Raw genomic sequence first — 6,980 nt, forward strand, 5'->3', positions numbered from 1 at the left:
GTAAAACTTCCAACAAAAACCAAAAATCTAACCATAGAAAAACCCTCAAAACCCATAGAAGAAGTACAAAAGATTTACGATTGCTTGAAATTTAAAATTATTAGAAAAACTAAAAAAGTTCATGTAGTGTACCATTAATAAAAAAAAGCTACTGATAATCAGGGTTTTGTGTTGGGTTTTCGGCAAGTTGGGTTAAAAACCGACACCGAAAACCTTGAAAAAGACATTACCCGTTTGTCTTCAACTTTTGCCGATGCCAAAAAAGCCTTATCCATCAACTGGAAACAAGTTCAAGAAAAACTAAAACCAAATGAAGTGGCAATCGACTTGGTTTCCTTTGATTTCTATGATAAAAAATGGACTGGCGAGGTAATGTATGGTGCTTTTGTCATCACAAAAGATAGTAAATTTCCAAAATACATTTCTTTGTTTGAAGAAAAAGCGTTATCCAAATTGCTAGAAAGAAACAACCTAGCAAATGATACCATTCAAGCCAATGCAATCAACAAACAATATATGGAAAAAGAATTGGCATCATTGTTTTTTGAGCCATTAAAAAACGAGCTAAAAAATAAGGAAGTTTGCTATTTATCACTTTCTGGCTTGGCACATCAGGTGAATTTTACAGCTCTTGATGTTGCTCCATTTATTGAAAATAAGAAAGCTATGAAATTCCATATACTCAATTCGCCCTCTGAATTGCTTTCCTATCAATCTGCCAGATTTTCTACTCAAAAAAATATGGAGTTTCTACTCTTTGGGGGCATTAACTACGAAAAGAGTAACGCTTTAGTAAGTAAAGAAACAACAGATGAGCTTGAGATGGAAGTTACTATTCATAAAGATCTAGAAACGAGAAGTGGCATAGAAAAATTTGGTTACTTGAATGGCACCTATACCGAAGTAAAACAAATTGAAGCCGCCGCAAAAAACAAAGGATTTGCAACGCAACTCTTTACCGAAACCAATGCAACGGAAGAACAAATAAAATCGTTAAGTGGTAAAACAACGCCTTATGTATTGCATTTGGCAACACATGGTTTTTTCTTTCCCAATCCCGATAAAGAACTTCCAAAAGAGGGGTTTTTATTAGATGGAAAATCAAATTTATACAAAAGGTCTGACGACCCCATGTTTCGCTCGGGTTTATTGCTTGCAGGAGCAAATAAATTTTGGCGAAAGCCAAATAACGAAAAAATAGAAGACGGAATTTTAACCGCCAACGAAATTTCCAATCTGGATTTGAGTGCTTGTCAACTTGTAGTATTATCTGCATGCGAAACAGGATTAGGACAAATCAAAGGGAGTGAAGGCGTCTTCGGCTTACAACGTGCTTTCAAAATGGCGGGTGCCAAAAACATTATCATGAGTTTATGGAAAGTACCTGATGCACAAACCTCCGAATTATTCCACTATTTCTACACCGAATGTTTCAATGGAAAATCGGTTCATGATGCGTTTCAATCGGCACAAGAGCAAATGAAATCAAAATATAATCCTTATTTTTGGGCAGGGTTTATTTTGCTGGAATAATATGGTTGTTTTATTATAGTGGTTTAGGTCGGTTATTGAATTTTGGTTATATGTTACTACAAGTAATTGTATTCATTGGTATAATTATATGTTTTTTTAGGAATTTTTTTGTAAATAAAAAATAATTATGGAATTAATAGAAGAAAAAATAGAAATGGCTCCAGAGCTTTTGAGTGACGTTCAAATTGATGTTGAGAAACAAGTAATTGTTCATTGTCATGCAAGATATTTACCAAATATGCCCTGGCAATTGCGGGTATGGCCTACCATTTATTTATTCCCAAAAGAAAGTAATCATCGATGCAAATTGATACAACATTTTAACATTGCATTATACCCGCAATGGCTATATATTAATAAGGTGGAACATCATTTTACGCTTGTTTTTGAAGGGCTTCCAAAGGGTTGTATGTCTTTTGATATTTTGGAAATCATTCCAGAATCAGGTGCTTTTGAAGCTTTTGACATTCAACGAAATTCGACCGATGTATATCATGTGAATTTTTTTTAAAAAAATAGGGTTACCTTTTTGTTGTTTTTTTATTAATGCATATAATACCAAATATACATATCAAATCCATAACCTTTGGCGTTGGCTTGCACTATTATTTCAATCTATAGTCATTTCAATCAAACGGTTAATGCCAAAAGCATCAACCGTTTGTTTTTTATCCCAAAAGTTTTCATACATTTTTTCATTCAAGCAAAGCAGCTTCGGCTCTTAATACATATTTTTGAATTTTACCAGTTGATGTTTTGGGCAATTCCGAAAAAATGACTGTTTTAGGTGTTTTAAAACCTGCTAAATGTTGTTTGCAATATTGTATAACTTCTAATTCTGTTAGTAGTTGGTTGGGCTTTAGTGTGATAAATGCACAAACCGTTTCGCCCCATTTTTGGTCTGGGCGGGCCACAACAGCAGCTTCTAAAATAGCAGGATGCCTGTACAAAACACTTTCTACCTCAATTGTCGAAATGTTTTCGCCTCCCGAAATAATGATGTCTTTCGATCGGTCTTTTATTTGCACATATCCATCAGCATACCACACCGCCAAGTCGCCAGTATGAAACCAACCCCCTGCAAAAGCCTCTTGTGTAGCGGGCTCGTTTTTCAGATAGCCTTTCATTACAATATTGCCTTTAATAAAAATTTCGCCAATAGTGGTGCCGTCTGCTGGCACGGGTTCTAAAGTATCAGGGTTGGCAACCATAACATCCTCCAAAAACAAATATTTCACACCTTGTCTGGCCTTCAAATCTGCCTTCTCCGAAATGGGTAAATCATCCCACTCCGATTGCCAGGCACACACCACGGCTGGCCCATAGGTTTCTGTCAATCCATATACATGTGTAATTTTAAAACCCATAGCCTCTACCCCCTCAATGATGGCTGCAGGTGGTGCAGCACCAGCCGTCATCACATATACCGTATTTTGCAAAGGTTTTTTGTCTGCCTCGGAGGCATTCGTCAATAACCCCAAAACAATGGGAGCCCCACAAAAATGGGTTACTTTTTCATTTTCTATAGCCTCAAATATTACATCTGCTTTTACTTTTCTTATACAAATACTAGTGCCGGCTTGGGCAGCCAATGTCCACGGAAAACACCACCCATTGCAATGAAACATGGGCAAAGTCCACAAATAAACGGCATGCTGTGGCATACTCCAAGTAATAATATTATTGGCGGCATTCAAATAAGCCCCCCGATGGTGGTAAACCACCCCTTTGGGGTTGCCCGTTGTCCCAGACGTATAATTAAGCGAAATGGCCTGCCATTCGCTCGAAGGCAATTCCCATTCAAACACATCATCACCCCGAGCAATAAAATTTTCATAAGTCAAATCACCAATTAACCCCCCCCCTTCTGCATGCTCGTCTTCAATATTAATAATCAATGGCGGATCGTCTAAACAAGCTATGGCTTCCAATATAGTGGCAGAAAATTCAATATCTGTTATCAACACCTTTGTCCCAGCATGTTCAAGCATAAAACCAATTGTAGCAGCATCTAGTCTGATATTAAGGGTGTTAAGCACAGCACCAGTCATTGGAACTCCAAAATGTGCTTCAAATATAGCAGGTACATTAGGTGCCATTATCGATACCGTATCGCCTTTTTTGATGCCGTGTTTACTTAATGCCGATGCTAATTTCATACATCGGGTATAGGTTTCGGACCAAGTTCTACGAATTTTACCATATACAACCGCTGTATAATCAGGATATACAAATGCCGTACGCTTGATGAATGAAAGCGGGCTCAAGGCCGTAAAATTGGCTGGATTTTGGTCTAAACCGTTATCAAAAATCGAATGCTCTATCATGGTTTACAGGTTTTTATCATGCTGTAAAAATAATAGTATCCATCAAAAAAAACGAACAAATAGCAACTATATTTGCAAAATTACTATACCTACATTCAACCACAAACCACCATTCGTCATAAATCCTACAAATGAATCAAAAATAGCAGCAGCAGCCACTTTTGGCATTTCCACGCAGGGGCAGTTCCCGCCTTACGCTACAATCTTTTTGTTTTTAAAGAAAAAACAAAAAGGATTTCCACTCCAGTCGGGGCTAGATTGCCACTTTGTGAGGTGTTACCAAGGGCAAGCCTTCTAGTATTCCATTTGTAAATCACTTTCTCACATCCTAAATTCACTTTTTTAGAACAGTATCTAAAAAAATGATAAACTTTTTAATAACTATCCTTTTTTTAATTAATTTTGTTTCAAATTAACTTATGAAGGTTTTGGTTTTAGTGCAATGAAAAAAATCATGTGCTAAAACGCAACCTTTTAATGATCAAAACTTGCAAACCACTAAACAATAAACTCATGAAACTTCAAGTATTACAAGACAATTTTGGCAACCAAACTGGCGTTTACGTTCCGATGGAAGATTGGACTTTGATAAAAAAAAACTATCCTGATATAGAATCATTAGAGCAAGAACTACCACAATGGGAAAAAGATTTAATTGATGACAGATTAGAAGCAATTGCAAAAAATCCTGAACGTTTAAAACCTATCGAAAGCCTTTTTGAAGAACTAAAACGCAAGATTTAATGTACAATTCACAATATTTAGACATAGTTTTTACAGATGTCAAGAAGCAAAAATTTGGTACAAAGAACAAAAAAAAGGACTCGAAATGGAGTTTGCTTTGGCTATTGAATCAGTAATTCAAAAAGTTTTAAAAATGCCAACTTCTTATTCGCCACGTTACAAAAATATTCGCATAGCACATCCAAAAACTTTTCCGTACAATATTCATTTTTATATTGATGAAGTTAACCAAACAGTAGTTTTTACTGCAATTGTTCACAATAAAAGACATCCAAAATTCGCTATAAATAGAGTTTAAAAATAAAAACCTTGTATTTCTGCACGTTTTCCACTCTTTACAACACACAAAAAAACTACAACTTTTTATCGTTGTAGTTTGTATTTGATTTTACTCTCGTTTGTAGGCAAAGAATACTATTCTGTACTATCGTTCACGACTTTATTTTGTCATTTCCGAGCCATCTGGGTTTTTCAATTAATTAATGTTTTTTATTAATTTGTTTCTATCATAAACTTTTATTTCTTTAATAATTTCTAATTTAAATTTTTCAATATCCCATTTAAAATTTACGTCAAATGATTTCATATGTTTAAATTCCGTTGGAAATATTTCAAGACTAATATTATTATCAAGATTTACCCATAAACTTGATGCCTTGCCAGGTTTGGAATCAATAATTGTAAGTTTATTGTACTTTGAAAAATTTTTACTTTTCAATAATAAAAATATTTCCTTACCAATATAATTTTTACAGTCTTCTAATAAAATATTTTTTCTGTTTTCTTTATTTGAAACTTGTGAATTACAACTTAAAAAAAAATTAATTACGCATAAAAATATTATTTTTTTCATTCTTTTAGAGGTTTAAAATTTTCTTTTTTCTTGTCATTTGTATTAAATATGGTTATTCCACTTTTAGAACCATCTCCAAAAGTACCTGTTAACGCCTTGTCAATTCTTTCTTGAAAACTTAATGATGAGTTTTTAGGATCTATAAGTATAGAATCCATCTTGTTCTGAATATCGCCTTTAGAATTGTTTTTAAAGAATTGAGTTGCTAGTTCAGGGTCTGATATTACAGCGGCATATCTTTTATTACCAGCTTCAACCATTGTAAAAAAGCCTCCTTGTGAAGAATTGCTTCTTAAATTTGAAATATCCGAAGGAGAAAAACCTGCTCCTAAAGGAGCACCATCACCCTTGTTATATGGATGCGTGTGTGCATATCCTGCTAATTTTTCAGTAGATGGTATATTTGAATTACGACTAACAGAACCATCTTTGTGATCTGTATGCAAATTCCTTCCTATATGCCATTTCTTATCACTTGAAGTCGAAATTGTGAATCCCCATTCCTCTACTGTATTATTTCCGTGACCAGAATTTTTCCAAGCTCGTTCAAATGTTTTTAATTTGGCTACACCATTTATTATATTTAAAAGTTTTTGTATAGGAATGGGCTTTCTCCCATCAGTATCAATCAAATTTACTGGATTATTCAGACAATAATTATAAGGCGACAAGCTTGGGAACTTCTCCGCCAACGGATCCACACTCATCCATATACTCACTCTCGGGTCGTAATACCTTGCCCCATAATAATAAAACCCTGTTTCGTCGTCTAGCTCTTTGCCGTTAAACTTGTAGGGGCTATTGTAATAGTTGTTGCCTAGTTGTTGTGCCATTGTCTATCTCACATGATTTTATTTTCAGCGGTGTTCGATGAATGTTATTTCTCCAAAAGGCAAATTTAAGAAAAATTATCTCACTTTGGTATTTTTTTCAGCGGAGTTAGATGAATCTCTGATTTGGTATGCATTACCAAAAATAGCTATCAAAGCTGTACTAGTTCCCAAATGGTCGGGGTGGTAGTAGTATAAGAGCCCCCCAGCCACTGAAGGAGGTGCTAAAAGTTATTAGCAGCAGCCACTTTTGGCATTTTCACGCAGGGCCAGTTCCCGCCTTTCGCTACAATCTTTTTGTTTTTAACGAAAAAACAAAAAGGATTTCCACTCCAGTCGGGGCTAGATTGCCACTTTTGGAGGTGTTACGATGAGCAAGGATTTTAAAAAAAACTATGGCATGGGACATTGACGGGGTAAATTGCTTTTAAACCTCAATTCCGTTATCTCTCAAAATCATAAGCACCTCTTGTTCCGTCAGATTGGTTAATTGAACCAATTGAGTAATAGAAAACCCATTGTTGTAACCATTAAGGATGATTTCAATATCTCTTTCTATTTTTCCTTCTACTTTCCCTTCTATTTTTCCTTCTACTTTCCCCACATCATAAGCCTCTGTAATTAAGGTTTTTTCGCTAGAAATAGAATCCCAATAACGGTCATAAGCTTCTAATTCGGATTTGGTATAAGCAC

The 6,980-nt window shown here is 35.1% G+C and carries 7 protein-coding genes and 1 pseudogene; 4 read left to right on the plus strand and 4 right to left on the minus strand.

Features of this window, described 5'->3' with window-relative positions:
• The first annotated feature begins 171 nt into the window (after positions 1–171).
• Both B0A58_RS01790 and B0A58_RS01795 read left to right on the plus strand, forming a co-directional pair.
• Positions 172–1,533: a CHAT domain-containing protein gene (locus tag B0A58_RS01790; protein ID WP_133063054.1), complete on the plus strand. Its 1,362-nt coding sequence runs from the start codon at positions 172–174 to the stop codon at positions 1,531–1,533.
• A 127-nt stretch (positions 1,534–1,660) separates the two neighbouring features.
• Entirely contained in the window at positions 1,661–2,044 is a 384-nt protein-coding gene (locus B0A58_RS01795; protein WP_089079633.1) for a hypothetical protein, read from the plus strand.
• A 184-nt stretch (positions 2,045–2,228) separates the two neighbouring features.
• Here the strand turns inward: B0A58_RS01795 and B0A58_RS01800 are convergent, their stop codons facing one another.
• Positions 2,229–3,860 carry an acyl-CoA synthetase gene (locus tag B0A58_RS01800; RefSeq protein ID WP_089079634.1) on the minus strand — a complete coding sequence of 544 codons (1,632 nt, stop codon included), beginning with the start codon at positions 3,858–3,860 and terminating at the stop codon, positions 2,229–2,231.
• A gap of 513 nt (positions 3,861–4,373) precedes the next feature.
• Between B0A58_RS01800 and B0A58_RS01805 the strand changes: the two genes are divergently transcribed.
• Positions 4,374–4,604, plus strand: coding sequence for an addiction module component CHP02574 family protein (locus tag B0A58_RS01805; protein ID WP_089079635.1), 231 nt, complete (start codon positions 4,374–4,376; stop codon positions 4,602–4,604).
• 85 nt (positions 4,605–4,689) lie between these two features.
• Positions 4,690–4,902: a plasmid stabilization system gene (locus tag B0A58_RS01810; RefSeq protein ID WP_089079636.1), complete on the plus strand. Its 213-nt coding sequence runs from the start codon at positions 4,690–4,692 to the stop codon at positions 4,900–4,902.
• 177 nt (positions 4,903–5,079) lie between these two features.
• Here B0A58_RS01810 and B0A58_RS01815 read toward each other — a convergent pair whose 3' ends face one another.
• The 3 genes and pseudogenes from B0A58_RS01815 to B0A58_RS01825 all read right to left on the minus strand — a co-directional run.
• Positions 5,080–5,457, minus strand: coding sequence for a hypothetical protein (locus B0A58_RS01815; RefSeq protein WP_089079637.1), 378 nt, complete (start codon positions 5,455–5,457; stop codon positions 5,080–5,082).
• Positions 5,454–6,290, minus strand: a complete 837-nt coding sequence (locus B0A58_RS01820; protein WP_089079638.1) for an RHS repeat-associated core domain-containing protein — start codon at positions 6,288–6,290, stop codon at positions 5,454–5,456. The genes B0A58_RS01815 and B0A58_RS01820 overlap by 4 nt, the downstream gene beginning before the upstream one ends.
• 424 nt (positions 6,291–6,714) lie before the next feature.
• Positions 6,715–6,980 (minus strand): annotated as a pseudogene (locus B0A58_RS01825) (Rpn family recombination-promoting nuclease/putative transposase); the annotation flags it as partial.

It is taken from the genome of Flavobacterium branchiophilum NBRC 15030 = ATCC 35035 (genome assembly GCF_002217205.1).
GTDB lineage: Bacteria > Bacteroidota > Bacteroidia > Flavobacteriales > Flavobacteriaceae > Flavobacterium > Flavobacterium branchiophilum.